Annotated in this window: 20 protein-coding genes and 1 pseudogene; 14 read left to right on the plus strand and 7 right to left on the minus strand. The window is 67.0% G+C overall.

Annotation, left to right across the window (positions count from 1 at the left end):
• Positions 1-19: 19 nt before the first annotated feature.
• Both LRM18_RS18050 and LRM18_RS18055 read left to right on the plus strand, forming a co-directional pair.
• A complete protein-coding gene (locus tag LRM18_RS18050; protein ID WP_336297092.1) occupies positions 20-1,027 on the plus strand; it encodes an XVIPCD domain-containing protein in 1,008 nt (335 codons plus the stop codon).
• Between the two features lie 459 nt (positions 1,028-1,486).
• Complete coding sequence (locus LRM18_RS18055; protein ID WP_270955191.1) at positions 1,487-2,332, plus strand: hypothetical protein; 846 nt, start codon at positions 1,487-1,489, stop codon at positions 2,330-2,332.
• 52 nt (positions 2,333-2,384) lie between these two features.
• On the opposite strand, the gene LRM18_RS18060 is transcribed toward LRM18_RS18055, so the two are convergent.
• The 3 genes from LRM18_RS18060 to LRM18_RS18070 are packed head-to-tail and all read right to left on the minus strand — an operon-like array spanning position 2,385 to position 5,078.
• Positions 2,385-3,713, minus strand: a complete 1,329-nt coding sequence (locus tag LRM18_RS18060) for an XVIPCD domain-containing protein (protein ID WP_270955192.1) — start codon at positions 3,711-3,713, stop codon at positions 2,385-2,387.
• The gene (locus tag LRM18_RS18065) at positions 3,710-4,363 is read right to left on the minus strand and encodes a hypothetical protein (RefSeq protein WP_103281774.1); all 654 of its coding nucleotides are present in this window, start codon (positions 4,361-4,363) and stop codon (positions 3,710-3,712) included. Before LRM18_RS18065 ends, LRM18_RS18060 begins: the two co-directional genes overlap by 4 nt.
• 43 nt (positions 4,364-4,406) lie before the next feature.
• Positions 4,407-5,078, minus strand: a complete 672-nt coding sequence (locus tag LRM18_RS18070) for a hypothetical protein (protein WP_270955193.1) — start codon at positions 5,076-5,078, stop codon at positions 4,407-4,409.
• A gap of 239 nt (positions 5,079-5,317) precedes the next feature.
• On the opposite strand from LRM18_RS18070, the gene LRM18_RS18075 reads away from it, so the two are divergent.
• The gene (locus tag LRM18_RS18075) at positions 5,318-5,836 is read left to right on the plus strand and encodes an N-acetyltransferase (protein WP_154330832.1); all 519 of its coding nucleotides are present in this window, start codon (positions 5,318-5,320) and stop codon (positions 5,834-5,836) included.
• A 21-nt stretch (positions 5,837-5,857) separates the two neighbouring features.
• Here LRM18_RS18075 and LRM18_RS18080 read toward each other — a convergent pair whose 3' ends face one another.
• Both LRM18_RS18080 and LRM18_RS18085 read right to left on the minus strand, forming a co-directional pair.
• A complete protein-coding gene (locus LRM18_RS18080) occupies positions 5,858-6,295 on the minus strand; it encodes an acetyltransferase (protein ID WP_270955194.1) in 438 nt (145 codons plus the stop codon).
• Between the two features lie 68 nt (positions 6,296-6,363).
• Positions 6,364-6,657, minus strand: a pseudogene (locus tag LRM18_RS18085) (flavodoxin family protein); the annotation flags it as partial.
• Positions 6,658-6,661: 4 nt separating this feature from the next.
• Between LRM18_RS18085 and LRM18_RS18090 the strand changes: the two are divergent.
• From LRM18_RS18090 to LRM18_RS18110, 5 genes are all read left to right on the plus strand, one after another.
• Complete coding sequence (locus LRM18_RS18090; RefSeq protein ID WP_270955218.1) at positions 6,662-6,925, plus strand: helix-turn-helix domain-containing protein; 264 nt, start codon at positions 6,662-6,664, stop codon at positions 6,923-6,925.
• 75 nt (positions 6,926-7,000) lie between these two features.
• Complete coding sequence (tadA, locus tag LRM18_RS18095) at positions 7,001-7,525, plus strand: tRNA adenosine(34) deaminase TadA (RefSeq protein WP_064238779.1); 525 nt, start codon at positions 7,001-7,003, stop codon at positions 7,523-7,525.
• A 74-nt stretch (positions 7,526-7,599) separates the two neighbouring features.
• Positions 7,600-8,172: an oligoribonuclease gene (gene orn / locus LRM18_RS18100; RefSeq protein ID WP_053462697.1), complete on the plus strand. Its 573-nt coding sequence runs from the start codon at positions 7,600-7,602 to the stop codon at positions 8,170-8,172.
• Positions 8,173-8,296: 124 nt separating this feature from the next.
• A complete protein-coding gene (locus tag LRM18_RS18105; RefSeq protein ID WP_270955195.1) occupies positions 8,297-9,169 on the plus strand; it encodes an EcsC family protein in 873 nt (290 codons plus the stop codon).
• A gap of 156 nt (positions 9,170-9,325) precedes the next feature.
• Complete coding sequence (locus tag LRM18_RS18110; RefSeq protein ID WP_164083279.1) at positions 9,326-10,441, plus strand: alkene reductase; 1,116 nt, start codon at positions 9,326-9,328, stop codon at positions 10,439-10,441.
• A 256-nt stretch (positions 10,442-10,697) separates the two neighbouring features.
• On the opposite strand, the gene LRM18_RS18115 is transcribed toward LRM18_RS18110, so the two are convergent.
• Entirely contained in the window at positions 10,698-11,591 is an 894-nt protein-coding gene (locus tag LRM18_RS18115; RefSeq protein WP_270955196.1) for a mechanosensitive ion channel domain-containing protein, read from the minus strand.
• Positions 11,592-11,735: 144 nt separating this feature from the next.
• Positions 11,736-14,114, minus strand: a complete 2,379-nt coding sequence (gene ppsA / locus LRM18_RS18120; RefSeq protein ID WP_049464810.1) for a phosphoenolpyruvate synthase — start codon at positions 14,112-14,114, stop codon at positions 11,736-11,738.
• A gap of 144 nt (positions 14,115-14,258) precedes the next feature.
• Here ppsA and LRM18_RS18125 point away from each other — a divergent pair, with 144 nt between their 5' ends.
• The 6 genes from LRM18_RS18125 to LRM18_RS18150 all read left to right on the plus strand — a co-directional run bounded on the left by LRM18_RS18125 (position 14,259) and on the right by LRM18_RS18150 (position 19,526).
• Positions 14,259-15,080: a pyruvate, water dikinase regulatory protein gene (locus LRM18_RS18125; protein ID WP_049464808.1), complete on the plus strand. Its 822-nt coding sequence runs from the start codon at positions 14,259-14,261 to the stop codon at positions 15,078-15,080.
• A 121-nt stretch (positions 15,081-15,201) separates the two neighbouring features.
• A complete protein-coding gene (locus LRM18_RS18130; protein ID WP_033833151.1) occupies positions 15,202-15,711 on the plus strand; it encodes a DUF1249 domain-containing protein in 510 nt (169 codons plus the stop codon).
• A gap of 42 nt (positions 15,712-15,753) precedes the next feature.
• Positions 15,754-16,242, plus strand: a complete 489-nt coding sequence (locus tag LRM18_RS18135) for an 8-oxo-dGTP diphosphatase (protein WP_049466582.1) — start codon at positions 15,754-15,756, stop codon at positions 16,240-16,242.
• 125 nt (positions 16,243-16,367) lie between these two features.
• Complete coding sequence (locus LRM18_RS18140) at positions 16,368-16,982, plus strand: DUF2239 family protein (protein ID WP_049466581.1); 615 nt, start codon at positions 16,368-16,370, stop codon at positions 16,980-16,982.
• Between the two features lie 117 nt (positions 16,983-17,099).
• A complete protein-coding gene (locus tag LRM18_RS18145; protein ID WP_270955197.1) occupies positions 17,100-18,461 on the plus strand; it encodes an MATE family efflux transporter in 1,362 nt (453 codons plus the stop codon).
• A gap of 450 nt (positions 18,462-18,911) precedes the next feature.
• Positions 18,912-19,526, plus strand: a complete 615-nt coding sequence (locus tag LRM18_RS18150) for a phosphatidylcholine/phosphatidylserine synthase (protein WP_049466577.1) — start codon at positions 18,912-18,914, stop codon at positions 19,524-19,526.
• Positions 19,527-19,535 lie beyond the last annotated feature (9 nt).

Here is a 19,535-nt window from a genome sequence, read left to right on the forward strand (position 1 = left end):
ATCGAGCAGGAGTTTCACCGTGTCGCAGGATAGGGAGTCGTTGCTGTTGCGGCAGGCCACGGAGGCCGGCATGACTTCGTCCCGGGAACTGGCCAACTTCATGGCGCAGGCCGGGCATGAATCCCGGGGCTTGAGCCGTCTCAACGAGAGTTTCAACTTCACCCGGGGTATCTCGCAGATCCCGGTGGAAGCGGCGTGGCGCAATGGCAACGCTGCGCTGGAGAGCGCCCGCCAGGAAGCGCTGCGTGGCCGCCCGGAAAACCTGGCTGAGCTGATGTACGGCGGGCGCATGGGCAACGACGCGCCTGGCGACGCGCTGAAGTATCACGGCCGCGGCTATCTGCCGCTGGTCGGCAAGGAGAACTATGAGCGTGCCGGCAAGGCGCTGGAACTGGACCTGGTGAATCACCCGGAACTGGCCGCGCAGCCCGAGCACGCAGGTCGCATTGCCGTGTGGCAGTGGCAGACGCGGGTGCCGGAGGCGGCGCGCGAGGATGTGCGCGAAGCCACGCGTGCCCTGAATGGCGCGCTCAACGGCATCGAAGCCCGCCAGCAGCGTTTTGACGTGTGGCAGCAGAAGCTGACCCCCGATGTGATGGCGCGCCTGGAGCGCGGCGAAGTGGGGGCGCCTGCCCAGCAGGCAACGGGACGCGACATGTCGCAACCGGGCGAGCCGGGATACACGCTGTTCTCGGGAGCGCGCCAGCACCTGCATCAGATGGGGTCGCAAAGCGGTCTGCGCAGCGTGCAGGAACTGGACAATGCTGCCGGCGCACTGGCGCTGAGCGCGCAGAAGGCCGGAATGTCGCGTATCGATCACCTGTTGGCCGGCAATGACGGTCGCACGCTGTTTGCCGTGCAGGGCGCGCTGGGCGATCCGGCCATGCTGCGCGCATCGGTTGATCGCGAACAAGCGGCGCAGCAGCCGCTGGCGCAGAGCAGCCAGCAGTTGGCTGCCAATGTCGCCCAGCAGGACCCGGCGGCCGCGCTCGCCCGCGAGCAGGAGCAGCGTTCTCGATCCCTGTAACACCGATGCCGGCGGGCAGGGTGCCCGCTGGCGCTTTACGTACGACGCGTGGCGCCCTGTGGCGCCGACATGGAAACCCACCCGTAAGGACACCACATGCGAATCGTTCCCCCGAATGCCCGGCACGCCGCAGCCCGCTGCAATGCATCCGTGCGCCGCCTGCCGCCGCTCTGGCTGCTGTCACTTGGACTTGCCGCAGCGTCGGCACAGGCTCAGGAGGCAGCGGCGCCCGTCGTGGAGACGCACCCCGCTGCAGAGGCAACTGTTGACGCGCCTGCGGGGGCGGCGCCCGTTACAGCGCCTGCGGCGGCCGACGCCGTTGTCGTGGCGCCGGCTCCCGAAGTACCGGCTGCGGATCCGGCGCCTGCGCCCGCAGCGGCGGCGCCTGTGGCTGCACCTCCCGCCGCAGGCGAGCCCACCGCTCCGGCGGTAGCACCCGCTCCGCCCGCATTGGCCATCGTGCCGTTGCCGCCCGAGCAGGCGACCGAGCGGGCGCTCGGTGCCCGCTGCCCGGTGGATCTGGCCGGACGGCTGGCGAGCCAAGGCGACCTGCTGATCGGCGCCTGCCAGGGCACGATGCCGGCGCATCTGGCCGCGCTGCTGGTCGCGCTGCCCGAGCAGGACATCCACTTGCCGCGCGCCTGGCGCGAGCGCGAGGTGCGGCAGAAGGCCTGGTTCAAGGCGGTGCCGGGCTACGGCCAACGCCCGGATTTCATCGCGGGGATGGGTGATATCTGGGTGCGCTCGCTGGAAGGACGCGATGCCGACAGCACGTTCTACCTGGTGTCGGCGCCGTTCACCTGCAGCGACCAGGTCGCCAACCGCGGTGAGTACGGCGCGGAGCCGGTCCGCGTGCCAGCGGGTGATTGCCGCGAGGCCTATGTGGCACAGCGCGTGTACCAGGTCCGCGGGGACGCGGCGCCGCGGGATGTGACTGCCGATGCGTTGCCGGCCATGCCGCCGGTGACGGACGCCGACCGTGCGCGACAGCTGTCGCGTGAGGGCCGGCTCAATCTGGACCACAGCAAGTTGCAGTACGGCCCGGCCTTGCGTTGGTTCGTGCAGTACCCGGAAACGGCGCAGAAGGGCGGTCCGCGCGCCTACAGCGACTGGAACCGCGAGCACATCGCGTTCGTGGTCTGGACCGGCGATCGCTTCGAGCTGCGCGAGAAGGTCGCACGCGCGCAGTGGCCCTGTGATCCGGTGGCACCCGGCGATCGTGCCTGCGGTGCATTCCCGGATTCCGGCCCGGATCCGTTCGTGACTGCCGGAGGAGCCGTGCCAATGGCGGCCTCCAGTCCCTGAGCCGGAGTGCCGAAGGGTGCGGGAGCCGGGGTGAGTGGCTCCCGCGCCGCCATTAGGCCTGCATGCTGCGGGTCTGATGCTGCTGCTGTTCCAGCTGTTGGTCGCGCTCCAGCGCAAGCCGCTGGCCTGCGGCCTGCTGGTCGATGCGCTGGCTGCTCTGTTCCAGTGGGGTGTTCATCGCCACTGCCGTATCCACCGAGACGCGAAGGTGGGCGGGATCGCCGCCCTGGCCCTGCACGGCGAAGCTGCGCGAGGCATCGGCATTCATGACCACTTCGTCGATGCGCTTGCCGCCCGCTGCGTGCATTTCGGCGGCCAGGCTGCCGGCCAGCTGCGTGCTCATTACGTCCGGTACCCGGCCGACGCGGACGTCCTGCGCGTGCACGCCACGGATCGCGTCGTTGAACAGTGGGTTGCCCACATGGTTGGGATCGTCCATGCGCAGCATGCTGGTGTGATGGCCGTTCTTCTCGGCTTCACGACGTGCCGGCTCACCGGGCTGCAGCGGGCCACGGATGTGGTCGTACAGATCGACGGCGCCGCCCGGAATGCCCCGCGCCGCGCGGGTGACACCACGGCGCAGTGATTCAACGTCGTCGCGGTACTCCTCGATCATCCTGGCGTTGTCTTTTGCCAGCTTCTGCGTTTCCGGGTGTTGCAGCACCGAGCCGTCACCGAGGAAGTTGCCCAGCTTGTGCGCGCCGAACGAGCTGCCTGCGGCGATGATCGGCCGGTCGGGGATCAGGGCGCGCAATGAGTGATTGCTGAAGCCGTTCGCGGCAAGTGTGCTGATTTCGTTCGGCCTGGCGTAGATGCGCACCTGGCCGAAGTGCGGCGACGCCGCGCTGACCGGATCGGAGGCCATGACATGGTTGATCATGGTGTTGCCGCCTTCCGGGATGCGGTAGCTGAGGCTGACCGCGCCATAGGCGTTGAAGGTTTCGCCCTTGACGTTGAAATGGTGCGAGGTGATCTGGGCCAGCGCGCCGCCGAGGGAGTGACCGGTGACGGTGACCTCTGGCGGACGTTGTCCGAGATCCTGCCCCTCCTTCTTGGCGTAAGCGAGGGCGCGTTGGGTCAGCGCGATGGCGTCCGGCGCCTGCACATTGGTACGGGCAACGACCATGCCACCATCGGTCAGAATCGCATCGCGTGCGATTTGTTCGGTTCCGCGATGTGCGACGACAATTTCATTGGTGTCGACTCGCTGGTAGATCGTTCCTTGATAACCGTTCAGCCGATTATCAACGTGCTCGAGGATCTTGTACTTGTGCCCGTTTATCGGAACGATTTCTTCTTGACCAGGTGCTCGACGACCGACCGCGTAATCCTTGTATGCATCTTCGGATAGCGCAGCGTAGTCTTGGCTGTTGAGGCTCATTGGCGGACCTCGCTGGCTTCAAGCGAAGCGGAGAACAGCGCATTCCGCAGTTCAGGGCGGAACTTTGTCGGATCCTTTTGGCCACTTGCACCGTAGTCCGGAATCTCGCTGACTCGGGGATAGTCGGCACGCGGATAGTGGCGGGTCTCGACTTGGCCTTCGATAAGGGCCGAGGCTTCAATAAATGACAGGAAGCGCGTTTCGCCTTCAGCGCCCGTCGCCTTCAACATCGCCCCAGCGCCAGTGAACTCCCAGTGGCACACGCCGCGGCCGTAGTAGTCTTCATCCAGCATGCGGTCCACATACAGCGTGCCCCGGTACTCGCCATCGGCGACCTTGCGCAGCTCCACCGGCTCCTGGCTGGTGATGCGTGCGGCCGTGCCGGTGGCCGGCTCGATGTGGCCGCACTGGTCTTCGTTGGTGACGTCGTACTGTGCGACGCCTTCGACCACCGCAAAATCGCCGGGGGCGTCCTTCAGGCGCAGTACCAGTTCATAGGCCTTGCGCGGGCTGGGGTTGAGCTTGGCGAGGCCGCGCCCACCCTGGGCGACATCGGCTTCAGCAGCGGCACGTTCCTGGTTCATGGCGGTCTCCGGATGGCAGGCGGTCAACAGAAGCAGAGCAAGGCACGGAATCATCTTGTGGCGCAATGTCGGCCTCCTGGTGTGTAGGGGGAAATGTGGCACTGGCAGCTCATGGCGCGAGCGTCCGCACAGTGGTTGTGGTCGAGAACAGCGCGTCGCGCAGATCTTCGCTATACCCTGACGGATCTTCTTCGCCACTGGCGCCGAAGTTGGCGACGGTGGTGGCGCGCGGATAGATGAGTGTCGGGTAATAGAGCGTCAGAGGTGAATCCCTCTCCATGCGCTTCTTGTCGATGAACGTAAGGAATCGCGTATCAGCTTCGCCGGTCGTGGCACGCAACATCGCGCCAACGCCGGTCAGCGTCCAGTGGCACGTACCGCGATCGTAATAGTCCTGGTCCTGCATGCGGTCGAGGTAGAACGTACCGCGGTATTCGTTCTCGCCCGTCCTGCGCAGTTCCACCGGTTCCTGGCTGGTGATGCGGCTGGCCGTGCCGGTGGACCAGATGATCCGCCCGCAGTCTTCATAGTTGCTGACGTCATACTGGGCCACGCCCTCAACAACCGCGAACGGGCCCGGTGCATCCTTCACTGTCAGCACCAGTTCGTAGGCCTGCTTCGGCGCCGGGTTGAGCCTGGCCAGGCCGCGTCCACCCGCAGCAACGTCGCGCTCGGCATCGGCATAAGGTGAGCACGCGGCCAGCGGCAATAGCGCGATCAACGCCAACAACGGCCGTCCCCTGTGTTCGCGCTGTGCTACATCCATGGCTCGGTCCTGCATGGCGCGTCCATGTCCATATATCCTTCCTGGGTGACAGGTTTTCCGATTATGGAGCGTGCCGGCAAGCCATTGCCACCCGGCGCGCCATGTTTTTGACGCGCTGGCGGGTGCTACCTCGGGCGTATCGCCTGCGCCGTGGGCGATCCGGTGCTTTCGCTGGCGTTGCGTGCGACGCAGGCTTTTCTGCAGATGTGTGATTCAAATCAATAATTCACATTTCCATCACAGAGACGGGCGCCATGAATTACACGATTCGGCCTGAGTCCAGTAAAGATCGGGCAAGCATCCACGCACTCACTGAGGCGGCCTTCCGCGATGTGCCGCACAGCAGCCACACCGAGCAGTTCATTGTCGATGCGCTGCGTTCGCGTGGAGAGCTGAATCTTTCGCTGGTCGCCGAGAAGGACGGGCAGGTCGTCGGGCACATCGCCCTGTCGCCGGTGACGATCAGCGATGGCAGCACCGGCTGGTTTGGCGTGGGGCCCATCTCGGTGCTGCCCGGATGCCAGGGGCAGGGCATTGGCGCAGCGCTGATGCACGCGGCGCTCGACGCATTGCGTGGGCAGGGCGCGCAGGGCTGTGTGGTGCTGGGGGAGCCGTCCTACTACGGGCGATTCGGGTTCCATGCCGAACCGGGGCTGGTACTGCCGGGTGTTCCAGCAGCGTACTTCCAGGCCCTCTCCCTGGTGCCGCCGATCGCGCAGGGCGAAGTGCGCTACTCAGCGGCATTCGAGGCAAGCGCCCCGCCCGTGGATTGACCCCCGCCGCCGGGGCTGATCTCAGCCCTCGTACCGGAGATGGATCAGCGGATACGGGCGGCCCTGCGAATCCAGCGGTGAACGTCCGGTTTCGACGAAGCCCATGCGCTGGTAGAAGCCGACGGCCTGCGCGTTCTGTTCGTTGACGTCGGTACTGAGCTGCGGATGCAGGGCCAGCGCATGCTGCAGCAGTCGCCGGCCGATACCGGTACCGCGCACGTCAGGATCGATGAACAGCGCTTCCATGTGCGTGCTATCGATCAGCATGAAGCCAAGGGGGCGGTCCTGAGCGTCGACGGCCACGGTCATCGGCGCCAGCGGCAGGAAACCGGCGACTTCGGCGTCGATGGCCTGGCGGTCTTCTGCGCTGAGGAAGTCGTGGGTGGCGTCGACGGCGCGGCGCCAGAGGTCGACGAGGGCGGCGCCGTCGTCGGCGCGCGAGGCGCGAAGGGTGGTCATGGGTTCACCAAGGTGCTTTCAATGGGCACGTAGTATCGCGCGTCCCGATCCAGCGTGCAGACCTGGATTCATCCGGCGTTGCGATGGCGGATGAAGGGGCTGTAGGTGGTGGCCTCCGCGCGCAGCACCACGCCGTCCTCGAAATCCGCGCTGTCGTTGAAGGGCACGGTGGGCCACTGCGTCCAGTGCGCCAGGCGTTCGCGGTAGTATTGGGTTGCTGCAGCCAGTGCCTCGTCGTGTGCCTGCGCGCGCTCCGGTGCCAGCCCGGAACGCACGCCGTGCACCACATGCGGTTCCATCACATCGAAGCCGACGTAGCGCAGGCTGTACATCAACGGCCACAGCAACAGGCTGCTGTTGCCTGCACTGTCGCAGGGGCCGCTGCGCAATGGCGCGCTGCTGCGGAAGATCGAAGGCATCTCGCAGAAGGTGTTGACCCAGACCCTGCGGCAGCTGGAGCGCAATGGCCTGGTCGAGCGGTGTGAGCTGGGCAAAAAGCCACTGCATGTGGAGTACCGGCTGACCGAAGTCGCGCGTGGGCTGGTTGACACGCTGTCCGCTCTGGACCGTTGGGCCGAGCACAACTTCCCGGCACTGGACGCCGCCCGCGAGCGCTTCGACGCACGCTAGCGGCGCCTGCACGGCCGCGGGCGTACAATGCGGCCCCGGCGGCCATCCTGGCCCTGCAGACACGCGAGAACCGCCATGACCGATGCCCTGGGTGTGCCGGTGCACGACGCCGATGAACGCTGGATGCGCCACGCGCTGGCCCTGGCCGAGCGCGCGCAACGCGAGTTCGATGAGATTCCGGTCGGTGCGGTACTGGTGGGCGCCGATGGCCAGCTGCTGGGCGAGGGCTGGAACCTCAACATCGCCTCGCACGATCCCAGCGCGCATGCCGAGATCGTGGCGATGCGGGCCGGTGGCACGCGGCTGGCCAACCATCGGCTGCTGGGCAGCACTCTGTACGTGACCCTGGAACCCTGCGCGATGTGCGCGATGGCGATCGTGCATGCACGCGTTGCCCGCCTGGTCTACGGCGCCAGCGACCCCAAGACCGGTGCCTGCGGCAGCGTCTTCGACCTGCTGGGCGATGCGCGCCACAACCACCGGGTGGAGATCCACGGCGGCGTGCTGGCCAAGGAGGCGAGCACGCGCCTGACCAATTATTTCCGCGCCAAGCGCGGCAAGCCGCCGCTGTTGCTGGAAGACCACGCCGGCGAGGGCTGAGGGGTGACAGGGTATGATGGGTGCCCCTTTCCTTCACCGGTAGGCCGTGCGCCTGCCCAGCAACGAGGCGACACATGGCGGACAACGGCGCGGCCAACGAGCGGCTGATCTGGATCGACCTGGAAATGACCGGGTTGGATACCGACAACGATTCGATCATCGAGATCGCCACCGTGGTCACCGACGCGCAGCTCAACGTGCTGGCCGAGGGTCCGGAGTTCGCCATCCACCACCCGCTGGAAACGCTGGAAGCGATGGATGAGTGGAACCGCAACCAGCACCGTCGTTCCGGCCTGTGGCAGCGCGTGCTGGACAGCACCACCACGCTGGGCCAGGCCGAAGCGCAGACGGTGAACTTCCTGGCGCAGTGGATCCCGGCCGGTCTTTCGCCGATGTGCGGCAACTCGATCTGCCAGGATCGCCGCTTCCTGCACCGCCAGATGCCGAGGCTGGAGAAGTACTTCCACTACCGCAACCTGGACGTGTCCACGGTGAAGGAACTGGCCAAGCGCTGGGCGCCGAGCGTGGCTGCCGGCGTCGGCAAGAACAGCAACCACACCGCGCTGAGCGACGTGCACGACTCGATCGCCGAACTGCGCCACTACCGCCAGTTCATGGGCGCGCTGTCGGGGTTGCCGGCTGCCTGAACGACGCCACCGGGTGACACGCCAAGGGGTAGTTGCCGGCCGCTGGCCGGCAAGGCACCGGGTCCGCCCCTTCTGGCGTGACTCGCGACGAACCGTTCAACTACCGGGCGCTAAGATCGGCCCCATGAACGAGCCGATCCTGCTTCCCCGCGACATTGCCCACGACGCCCGCGACTGGTCCGACCTGCAGCGGGCGGTGGCGCTGCTGGAAGCGCCGACCCTGACCGCGCGCATGGCGAACCTGGTCGGCACGCCGCTGGAGTTCGCGGTGAAGGCGCTGCCCAAGGCGGTGTCGGGCCGCATCCACGGCGCGGTGCAGGCGGCGCTGTCCAAGTCCGCGCAGGCGGCCCTGTGGAGCATGGACAACACCCCTGGCAAGGGCGCATCCACGCGCTGGCACAAGGTGGCGGCGGCGACATCAGGCGCGGTCGGAGGCGCCTTTGGCTTCGCGGCACTTTTCATCGAACTGCCGGTATCGACCACGATCATGATGCGGGCGGTGGCAGACGTGGCCCGCAGCGAGGGCTTTGACCTGTCCGAGTTCAGCACCCGCCAGGCGTGCCTTGAGGTATTCGCGCTGGGCGGCAACTCGCCGCGTGATGACGCCAGCGAGACGGGCTATTACCTGGCCCGCGGCTTCACGACCGATGTGATGCGCCATCTCTCGGCCGAGCTGGCCGGGCGCGTGGTGACCGGCCGCGACCTGACCCTGGGCGTGGCGCCGAAGGAAGCCGGCAAGCTGCTGGCGAAGCTGGTGGAGAAGGTGGCGGCGCGCTTTGGCGTGGTCGTTACCGAGAAGTTCGCCGCGCAGGCGGTGCCGATCGTCGGTGCCGCTGCCGGCGCAACACTGAACACCATGTTCACTGACTACTACCAGGACATGGCGCGCGGCCACTTCATCGTGCGCCGGCTGGAGCGCAAGTACGGCGAGGACGTGGTACGCACCTGCTATGACCGCGTGGCGCATGGCGGCGCGCTGATCGAACCCACGCTGTAACCGGCTTCGGGGTCGGAGCCCGTTCCGTTCAAAGGGATCCGACCGCCGGCCGGCCATCCTTGCCTTGAGGGAACAACTGTTTTGCCAGTGCGTGCCTGTTGCGTGGCCGCCGCCATCCCCATCCTTGCCGGCAGTCCCCTGCAAGAGATTGCCGCCATGCTGTTCACTCCCCACCGCCTGGGCGCGCTGACGTTGCCCAACCGCATCGTGATGCCGCCGATGACCCGCTCGCGCTCGTCGGCCGGCAACGTGCCCACTGCCGAAATGGCCACGTACTACGCGCAGCGTGCCGGCGCCGGCCTCATTGTCAGCGAGGGTACCCAGATCAGCGCGCAGGGCCAGGGCTACGCTTGGACTCCGGGCATCCACAGCCCGGAACAGGTGCAGGGCTGGCGCCAGGTGACTGACGCCGTGCACGCCGCCGGTGGCCGCATCTACGCCCAGCTGTGGCATGTCGGCCGGGTCTCGCACGTGGCGCTGCAGCCGGGTGGCGCCGCGCCGGTGTCGTCGTCGGCGTTGATGGCGGAAGGCGTGAAGGTGTTCGTCGACCCGACCGGGGCAGGTCCCGAAGCCGGGGTGGGCGAAATGATCCAGCATTCGATGCCGCGTGAGCTGCGCGAAGATGAGATTCCGGGCATCGTCGCCGATTTCGCGCAGGCCGCGCGCAATGCGCTGGACGCAGGCTTCGATGGCGTGGAGCTGCACGGTGCCAATGGCTACCTGATCAACCAGTTCATCGACTCGCAGGCCAACCAGCGCACCGACGGCTATGGCGGCGCGTTGCAGAACCGGCTGCGGTTCCTGCGCGAGGTCGTGCAGGCGGTGGTCGCGGTGGCCGGCGGTGACCGCGTCGGCGTGCGCCTGGCGCCGCTGACCACGCTGCAGGGCGCGGTGGACGATACGCCGCAGGCGACCTATCTGGCGGCCGCGCATCTGCTGGGTGAGCTGGGCGTGGGTTACCTGCACATTGCCGAAGCGGATTGGGACGATGCACCGTTGATGCCGGTGGCGTTCAAGCAGGCGCTGCGCATGGTCTACCCAGGCACGCTGATCTACGCCGGCAAGTACACCGCCGAGCGCGCCGAGCAGGCACTGGCGGAAGGCTGGGCTGACCTGATCGGCTTCGGGCGGCCGTTCATCGCCAACCCGGATCTGCCGGAGCGACTGCGTACCGGTGCGGCACTGAATCCGCCGGATCGCGCGACGTTCTTTGGCGGTGGCGCGGTCGGCTTCACCGATTACCCGACGCTGGAAGAGAGCGTCGCGGCCTGATCCTGGGCGCTGCCGGCCAGCGGCCGGCACTACCAATGCGCGAGGGGTAGTGCCGGCCGCTGGCCGGCATTTCAGTCAGGCGGCGAGGGGGTGGTGCCGGCCGCTGGCCGGCATTCCAGTCAGGCGGCGAGTGGGTAGTGCCGGCCGCTGGCCGGCATTCCAGTCAGGGGGCGAGGGGTAGTGCCGGCCGCTGGCCGGCATTCCAGTCAGGGGGCGAGGGGTAGTACCGGCCGCTGGCCGGCATTCCACTGCCGGATCACGGCTTGTCGCGCACCAGCGCGTCGGCCTCAACCACGCCGCCATCCTTGCCGTGCAGGTACAGATGCATGTCCTGCTGCGGGTAGGGGATGTTGATGCCGGCCTTGTCATAGCCCAGCTTCAGCTGCTCCAGCAGCGTGACCTTGGTACCAAACCAGTCGGCCGACTTCACGTAGCAGCGGATGCCGAGGTTGATGGCGTGCGCGCCCAGCTCGTAGACCACCACGTCCGGTGCGGGGGTCTGCAGCACGCGCGGGTCCGCCTTCATCAGCGCCAGCGCGGTATCGCGTGCCAGCTGGATGTTGTCCTCATAGCCGATGCCGATCACCAGCTCGACGCGGCGCGTCGGTTCGGCGGTGAGGTTGATGATCGGTGCGGCGGTGATCAGCGTGTTCGGAATGGTGGTGTGCTGGTTGTCGGCACCGGTGAGCACGGTCTGGAAGATGCGCACTTCGCGCACCGTGCCGGTCTGCCCGGCCACGGTCACCACATCGCCCACGCGGAACGGTCGCAGCGTCACCAGCATCACGCCCGAGGCGATGTTGGACAGCGAATCCTTCAATGCCAGGCCTACCGCCAGACCGGCCGTGCCGAGCACGGCCAGCAGCGGGGTGATTTTCACGCCGAGCGTGTCGATGGCCAGCAGCGCCACGATCACGAGTGAGGTGGCATAGACCACGTTGCGCAGGAAGCTGCCCAGCATCGGGTCCACGCCCATGCGCGCGGTGGCGCGCGGCATGGCATTGGACAGGCGACGTGCCACCCACAGGCCCACCAGCAGCACTACGATGGCGGCCAGCAACGGCACGCCGTAGGTTTCCAGCAGCCGCTCCCAGTCGAGCGAGTGGAACCAGGGCGTCGCGGCGGGGGCGGTTGGTGCGGCGGCGATCATGCGGAAGTCCTTTGCTGCTTAGCGATGTCTGCGTGGGGCAGGGCGTGCGTGACGCCAGAAACAGCAAGCCCCGCAAAGGCGGGGCTTGCGTGCAGCAGCAGTATGGGCGGACGTCGATGAAAGCGACGTCAGCCCCTCGCGGCATCAGCCGTTGGCCTTCAGCTTGGCCAGGCGCAGCCAGGTGTCGACCACGGTGTCCGGGTTCAGCGACACCGACTCGATGCCTTCCTGCATCAGCCATTCGGCCAGATCCGGGTGATCGGACGGGCCCTGGCCGCAGATGCCGACGTACTTGCCCTTGGCGCGTGCAGCCTTGATCGCCATCGACAGCAGCTTCTTCACTGCCGGGTTCCGTTCGTCGAACAGGTGCGCGACGATCGACGAGTCGCGGTCCAGGCCCAGGCTCAGCTGGGTCAGGTCGTTGGAGCCGATCGAGAAGCCGTCGAAGATCTCCAGGAACTCATCGGCGAGCAGTGCATTGGACGGCACTTCGCACATCATGATGATCTTCAGGCCGTTCTCGCCCTGCTTCAGGCCGTTCTGCTCCAGCACCTCGACGACCTTGCGGCCTTCTTCCAGGGTGCGCACGAACGGAATCATGACCCACAGGTTGTCCAGGCCCATTTCGTTGCGCACGCGCAGCACGGCCTTGCATTCCAGCGCAAAGGCGGCCGAGAAGCTCGGGTCGACGTAACGGCTGGCGCCGCGGAAGCCGATCATCGGGTTCTCTTCGTGCGGCTCGTAGTTGCTGCCGCCGATCAGGTTGGCGTACTCGTTGGACTTGAAGTCCGACAGGCGCACGATCACCGGGTTCGGAGCAACCGACGCGGTGAGGGTGGCGATGCCTTCGGCCAGGCGGTCGACGTAGAAGCTGACCGGGTCACCGTAGCCGGCGATCTTCTCGTCGATCTTCTTCTTCGTTGCCGCGTCCTGGCGGTCGTATTCCAGCAGCGCGTTCGGGTGGATGCCGATGTGGCTGGCGATGATCATTTCCAGGCGGGCCAGGCCGATGCCGGCGTTCGGCAGCTGGCCGAAGTCGAAGGCACGTTCCGGGTTGGCCACGTTCATCATGATCTTCAGCGGTGCCGGCGGCATGTTGCCCAGATCGGTGGTGGTGCGCTCGAAGCCCAGCTTGCCTTCGTAGATGAAGCCGGTATCGCCTTCAGCGCAGCTGACGGTGACCAGCTGGCCATCTTCGATCACCTTGGTCGCGTTGCCCGAGCCGACCACGGCCGGCACGCCCAGCTCGCGCGCGATGATCGCGGCGTGGCAGGTGCGGCCACCACGGTTGGTGACGATGGCCGAAGCGCGCTTCATCACCGGTTCCCAGTCGGGATCGGTCATGTCGGCGATCAGTACGTCGCCCGGCTGCACGCGGTTCATGTCGTCCAGCGTCTTCACCACGCGGGCCACGCCCGAACCGATCTTGGCACCGACGGCGCGGCCTTCGGCCAGCACGTTGCCGCCCTTTTCGGTCAGCGCGAAGCGCTCGATCTGGGTGGCGTGGCTGCGCGACTTCACCGTTTCCGGGCGCGCCTGCACGATGAACAGCTTGCCGCTGACACCGTCCTTGGCCCACTCGATGTCCATCGGGCGGCCGTAGTGCTTTTCGATCACCAGCGCCTGCTTGGCCAGTTCCTGCACATCCTCGTCGCTGATCGAGAAGGTGTTGCGCAGTTCGGCCGGGGTATCTTCGATCCTGACGCGCTCACCCGGAACATCCGAATACACCATGCGGATCGCCTTGCTGCCGAGCGAGCGGCGCAGGATCGCCGGCTTGCCGGCCTGCAGGGTGGGCTTGTAGACGTAGTATTCGTCCGGGTTGACCGCGCCCTGCACGACCATTTCGCCCAGGCCGAACGAGGAGGTGACGAACACCACGTCGCGGAAGCCGGACTCGGTATCCAGGGTGAACAGCACGCCGGAGGAGCCGACCCCCGAGCGCACCATCAGCTGCACGCCGGCGGACAGGAACACGTCCTCATGCTTGAAGCCGTGGTGCACGCGGTAGGCGATGGCACGGTCGTTGTACAGCGAGGCGAACACTTCCTTGACCTTGTGCACGACGTCGTCGGCACCGGTGACGTTGAGGAAGGTTTCCTGCTGGCCGGCGAAGGAGGCATCCGGCAGATCCTCGGCGGTGGCCGACGAACGCACGGCCACGGCCACGTCGCCGCCGCCGTTGTCGGCGCTCAGCTTGGCGTAGGCGGTGCGGATGTCCTGGTCCAGCTGCGGCTGCAGCGGTGCATCGATCACCCAGCTGCGGATTTCCTTGCCGGCGGCGGTCAGCGCAGTGACGTCCTCGACGTCCAGCGTGGCCAACTTGTCGAAGATGCGCTTGGACAGGTCGTTGTGCGCGATGAAGTCCTTGAAGGCTTCAGCGGTGGTGGCATAACCGCCCGGCACCGAAACGCCCAGACCGGCCAGGTTGCCGATCATCTCGCCCAGGGACGAATTCTTGCCGCCTACGCGGGCCAGATCGGCCAGACGCAGTTCGTGCAACCACAGGATGTTCTCGTTCAAGCGCGATGCTCCGTTTGGCCATCGCCCGAGGCGGGCTGAGTGGCCGCGTCCGTAGGAAGAAGCCGATATGATGCCGGGCAGAGCACCGTCGGCACAAGCTTGTGCTGGCGGCCTTTTTAAGCTTCGTAGGGGGTAAAAGCGCGCATGTCGACCATCCGTCCGGTGTTCTACGTTTCCGATGGAACCGGTATCACCGCTGAAACCATTGGGCATAGCCTGCTGACCCAGTTCTCCGGGTTCAGCTTCATTACCGACCGGATGTCGTTTGTCGACGACCCTGAAAAAGCGCGTGAAGCCTGTGCCCGGATCCAGGCGGCGGGGGAGCGCTACCAGGTCCGGCCGATCGTGGTGAACTCCTGCGTGGACCAGAGCCTCAGCCTGATCCTGGCTGACAGCGGAGCCCTGATGCTGGATGTGTTCGCGCCGTTCATCGAGCCGCTGGAGCGCGAACTGGCCAGCCCGCGCCTGGCCCGGGTCGGCCAGGCCCATGGCATGGTCGATTTCGATACCTACCATCGCCGCATCAACGCGATGAACTTCGCCCTGACCCATGACGATGGCATTGCGGTGAACTACGACGATGCCGACGTGATCCTGGTGGCGGTGTCGCGCGCCGGCAAGACGCCGACCTGCATCTACCTGGCCCTGCACTACGGGGTGCGCGCGGCCAACTACCCGCTGACCGACGAGGACCTGGAAAGCGACCGCCTGCCGCCACGCCTGCGCAACTACCGGCGCAAGCTGTTCGGCCTGACCATCGACCCGGACCGGCTGCAGCAGATCCGCCAGGAGCGCCGTCCGAACTCGCGCTACGCCAACCTGGAAACCTGCAAGCGCGAGGTGGCTGCGGCCGAGACCATGTTCCAGATGGAGCGGATCCCGACCCTGAGCACCACCCATACCTCGATCGAGGAGATTTCCAGCAAGGTGCTGGCTACGCTGGGGCTGCAGCGCGAGCTGTATTGATCGTTCCCCGCGCTGCGGGGCTGCCGGCCAGCGGCCGGCACTACCACGATGAAAGCGACCGACGGGTTGGCTGTGGCTTGAGGCGCCCCCACGTTGAAGCACCAACGTGTAGGATCGACCCATGGCCCGAGCCTTGCCCCGTACCGAACGCATTCCCCGCCTGAGCCGGCTGAGCTGGCTCATGGGCCTGTACGCGGAAAACTACCGTCATCTGGTACGCCTGTTCGAGCCGGCGGGACTGGTCGCGGGCAGCTACATCTCCTCGATCGGTGACGGCCTGGATGTGCGCCTGGACGTGATCGAATGCCACCGGTACACGGTGGAACTGCGCCTGACCTACGACCTGGCCGACCCGGTCACCGGTGAGCCGGACCCGTCGGCCTACGTCCGCCTGTACCGTGATGCGCGCCAGGCCGAGACTACCCATTGCTACGTCGGCCGCCGCTGGCAGGACACCATGGGCCTGTATCCGCCACCGGCGGAGTTGATCAGCCATCGCATGCGGATGAACACCTTCCTCGGCAAGTGGCTGGAATACCTGGCCGAGCGCGGCCATGGCGTCGCCACGCTGCGCCGTGACCCCGATGGCGCCGGTGCGCCTGCCGAGCGCCGCCTGTCGCTGGTGCGCTGATCGGCCATAATCCAGGGCTGACCTGCCGCTGGATGCCGCCCCATGCCGTACACCCCGATCGTCGCCACCCTGGGCTACGTGCTGTCGCCTGATCGTCGCCAGGTGCTGATGATCCACCGCAACACCCGTCCGGGTGACCACCATCTGGGCAAGTACAACGGGCTGGGCGGCAAGATCGAAGCGGACGAGGACGTGGCCGCCAGCATGCGTCGCGAGATCGCCGAGGAAGCCGGCATCGACTGCACCGGCATGCGCCTGCGCGGCACCCTCAGCTGGCCGGGTTTCGGCAAGCACGGTGAAGACTGGCTGGGCTTCGTGTTCGTCATCGACACCTTCGAAGGCACCCCGCACGGCGGCAACCATGAAGGCACGCTGGAATGGGTGGACCTGGACAAGCTGGACACGCTGCCGATGTGGGAGGGCGACCGCAACTTCCTGCCGCTGGTGTTCGACACCGACCCGCGCCCGTTCCACGGCGTGATGCCGTACAAGGACGGCCGCATGGTCAGTTGGTCCTACAGCCGGCTGTGATCCGGCGAATCGGGGAGGTGCCCACCCGAGGCTGGCACGCTTTTCCGGATAATTAATGCCCGGGCAATATTGACGTCGACAAATTACCCGGGCAATATTTGCGCATCGCCTCTGATGCCCTTGCCATGCCTGCGTCCCGTCTTCCTCCTTTCAGTTGTTTCGACGGCCATCGCCTGGTCGCTTCCGGCACCCCGGAAGTGGCTGCGCTTGCCCTCAAGCAACTGCGCGCCAGCAACGCGGCCGGGCCGTTGCTGGTGTTCGACAACGCCACCGGCCATACCCGTGATTTCGATACGCGCGGCAGTGATGCAGAACTGCTGTCGCGGGTAAGTGCAGCGTTTCCCGCCGTGGAGACGGATGCCGAGGTCATTGCCGAAGACGCACCCGCGGCCCCGCGTGGCCGTGGCCGCCCGAAGCTGGGCGTGGTAGCGCGCGAAGTGACGTTGCTGCCGCGCCACTGGGCATGGCTGGCAGAGCAGCCGGGCGGGGCCTCGGTGGCACTGCGAAAACTGGTGGAGGCGGCCAGCCGCGCCGGTGCGGACAAGGACCGCCGGCGTCGCGATGCCGAGCGCGCCTATCACTTCCTGCAGACCATCGCCGGTGACCTGCCGGGCTTCGAGGAGGCCATCCGCATGCTGTTCGCGCATGACCGCGCAGGCCTGGAAGCGGTGCTGCATTCCTGGCCCAGGGATGTGCGCGACCACGCCCTGCGCCTGGCGTTCGACAGCGCCGACGGCTGAACCATCGCGCCGTCGTCGCGCGGCGGCGCCACCTGATCGCGGGCCACGGCCCGCTCCCCTGTGCTTGCTTTGCTGGCGGAAACGCCGGGCAGGGCAGCGCCTTGCCCAGAGAACCCCATGAACGCCCCTGTACATCCCACGCCCCCGGCCGCGCCGCCTCTGTGGCGCACCTACCTGGCCCTGCTGCTGCCGATGCTGCTGACCAACGCGCTGCAGCTGGCCGCAGGCACGCTGGACAACATCTACCTCGGTCATCTGCTCGGGACGCAGGCGGTGGCCGCCGCGGCAGCATTCTTCCCGGTCTTCTTCCTGCTGCTGGCCCTGGTGATGGGCCTGGCGACCGGCGCGATGGTGCTGATCGGCCAAGCCTGGGGCGCGCACCGGCCGCAACAGGCGCGGGCGGTGGCCGGCAGCGCGGTGGCGCTGATCCTGCTGCTGTCGGTGCTGGTGATGGCTGTGGGCGGCGGTGTTGCGCCACACCTGCTGACCGCGCTGGGCACACCGGCACCGATCCTCGGCGAGTCCATCGTCTACGCGCGCGTGCTGTTGCTGGCTGCACCTGCGTTCTTCCTGCTGTGGCTGGCCACCGCCGTGAGTCGCGGGGTGGGCGATGCGAAGACGCCCCTGCAGGCGCTGCTGTTGGCCACCCTGATCGGCCTGCTGTGCACGCCGCTGCTGATTCTGGGATGGGCCGGCCTGCCACGGCAGGGCGCAGCCAGTGCGGCCGTATCGGCGGCGTTGGCCTCCCTGCTGGCCCTGGGCTGGCTGCTGTGGCGCTGGCGCCGGATGGGGCATCCGCTGGCACCGGGCCGTGAGCTGCTGCGTGCGATTCGTTTCGATGGCGTACTCATCCGTTCGATGCTGCGCATCGGCCTGCCGTCTTCGCTGCAGATGCTCAGCCTGGCCATCGCCGAAATCGTGTTGCTGGCCTGGATCAACCGCTACGGCTACACCGCTACGGCCGCCTACGGTGCGGTCAACCAGCTGATGAGCTGGGTGCAGCTCCCGGCGATGTCGCTGGGGATCACCGCCACCATTCTCGCGGCGCATGCGGTGGGTGCTGGGCGGACGGCACGGCTGCCGGCCATCGCCCGCACCGGGGTGCTGCTTGGACTGGCGACGCTGAGCATGGTGGTGGTGCTGGTTGTGGTGCTGGCGCCCGGGCTGACCGGGCTGATCCTGGCGGCGACCGAAGTGCGCGAGCTGGCTGCGTTGCAGCTGCGCACTGTGGTGTGGGGCGTGCTGGCGATGGGAGTCAGCGCGGTGCTGGTGGGAGTGATGCGCGGCAGCGGCACGGTATGGCGGCCAGCGTTGCTGGGCATGATGGCGGTCGTACTGGTGGAGCTGCCGCTGGCGATGTGGCTGCGGGCGCGGCACGGCCTGGCGGGCCTGTGGTGGGCGTGGCCGCTCGGATTGGCGGCGATGCTGGTGATGCAGGTGATGTGTTTCGCCCGGTGGCGGCGGGTGCACGCTGGGTAGTGCCGGCGTTGGCCGGCATTCCGGAAGGGCAGGGGCAGCCGGCCAGCGGCCGGCTCTACCACTTCAGGGCCGCTGCGCCAGCAGCAGTGGAAGCATCCGGCATCATCATCGCCGGTCACCAGGAATCGGACGTGGCGGCGGGCCCGCCGGTGACCATAGCGCCGACCTCGTGGCTTGGGAAGTAGGGAAACCCCGCTGTGGGGTGATGAGGAAATGTCCACGGTCGCAGTCGGTGAGATCCGGTTGTCCACAGGGGGTGTGGATTACGCGTGGGCAACTTTGTGGATAAGCCGCGACAGGCGCCACCCCCCTAGGCTGTCAAGATGGGTGGCGAAAAATTCACCGCCGGTGAGGGCGGGTGAGGGGGCGGTGAAGGGTGGGCCCCGTCAGCGCTGTCGCCAGCGGCGGCGCTCGCGGTAACCTGTGGGCCTTGATGCTCCGTGAGACCCCATGAAACGTCACTTCTCGATGCTGCGCGAATTCCAGCTGGCCGACTGGTTCACCCTGGCCAATGCTTTCTGCGGCACCGGTGCGGTGTTTGCCGCCATGCGCTTCCTGCAGGACGGCGAGCGTGGCTACCTGCTGTTCGGCATGGCGCTGATCCCGTTGGCCTTCATCTTCGACGCCCTCGACGGCCGCATCGCGCGCTGGCGCAAGTCCAGCTCGACCCTGGGGCGCGAGCTGGATTCCCTGTCCGACGTGATCTCCTTCGGCGTGGCGCCGGCGGCGCTGGCCTATGCCTGCGGCATGCAGGGCGGCTGGGACTGGCTGGTGCTGAGCTACTTCGTCTGCTGCGGCGTCAGCCGCCTGGCGCGCTACAACGTCACCGCCGAAGCGTTGAGCGGCGACGAGGGCAAGGTCACGTACTTCGAGGGCACCCCGATCCCGACCAGCCTGGTGCTGGTGATCGTGCTGGCCATCGCTGCCGGCACCGATGCCATCGGCGACCACATCTGGTTCGGCCAGTGGCAGATCGGCCCTTGGCAGCTGCATCCGATGGTGCTGTTGTTCGCGCTGTCCGGGTCGCTGATGATCAGCAAGACCCTGCGCATCCCCAAGCCATGAGCCAGCCCA

It is taken from the genome of Stenotrophomonas sp. PI_27, from assembly GCF_027854495.1.
GTDB classification, from domain to species: Bacteria; Pseudomonadota; Gammaproteobacteria; order Xanthomonadales; family Xanthomonadaceae; genus Stenotrophomonas; species Stenotrophomonas pavanii.